Origin of the sequence: Calidithermus roseus, assembly GCF_003574095.1 — a bacterium.
GTDB lineage: Bacteria > Deinococcota > Deinococci > Deinococcales > Thermaceae > Calidithermus > Calidithermus roseus.
Window position 1 is genome coordinate 1 of the sequence record NZ_QWLA01000171.1, and the last position, 998, is coordinate 998.

Here is a 998-nt window from a genome sequence, read left to right on the forward strand (position 1 = left end):
TTGACCGCCGCGAAGTAGTCCGCAGGCCCAGAGCACCCGCAGACCACACAGCGAAAGAGCGCCTGCGTGGGACGGTTGGCCCGCTCGGTGTGCCCGCAGGCCGGGCACTCCCGCGAGGTGTTGCGTGGATTGACCCAGACCAGCGGTACTCCGGCCCATTCGGCTTTGTACCGAAGCTTCTGGCCCAGGTCATGGAACGCCCAGCTATGCAGCGTGGCCCTCTGGGGCTTGCGAAGCCGTACCCGCTCGCGGAGGCCCTGGAGGTCTTCGAGGGCAATACCACGCCCGGTGCGTTGAGCCTTGGCCACGATGCTTTTGCTGATGCGGTGGTTGACGTCGTTGGCAAAGCGCCGCTCCTTGCCCGAAAGTCTCCGCAGGCGACGCTTGGCCGATGGGGTGCCCTTCTTTTGCAGCTTCTTGCGAAGGCGACGGTGGCGGTGGCGCACCGAGTTCAGGTGCTTGCCCGAGTAGGCTTCCCCGTCCGAATCGGTGGCGATATTCACGATGCCGAGGTCAACCCCGAGAAAGCCGTTTGGGGCAATGGCGGGCGGGTCGTCGTACTCGCACCACAGGTGGACGTACCAGGAGTCCCGGCCCCGGACCAACTGCCCGCCCTGAATGCTCTTGGCGCTGCGGAGCAAGTGGCGCTGATACCCGGCGATGCGCATGGGCACTTTCACTCGCCCGTCCACGGTGGAGAGGCTGACGGTCTCAGTGTCCACGTTGACCGACAGGGTGCGCTGGTCGTAATCCACCGAGGTGGCCTTGAAGCCCCCCACCTTGTGCCCCTTGCGCTTGCCCACGCGGGCGATGGCCCGCACCGCAAGGTTGGCGCTGAGGCCGAAGCGCTCCCGAAGCTCCCGGTAGACCGCACGTTGGAGGGCGAACTTGTTCCAAACGTTGTCCCTGCGGGCTACCTGAAGGGCGTAGTTACAGGCGTTGGCAAACTGGTTCACCGTGCGGGAGAGCTTCTCGGCTGTACTCGCATGGGGTATCAG

The 998-nt window shown here is 65.2% G+C and carries 1 protein-coding gene; it reads right to left on the bottom strand.

Annotated elements, in window-relative coordinates; translation table 11 throughout:
* Positions 1-998 (bottom strand): RNA-guided endonuclease InsQ/TnpB family protein (locus Mrose_RS18435; RefSeq protein WP_147371740.1); only part of this gene is annotated, 998 nt, incomplete at both ends.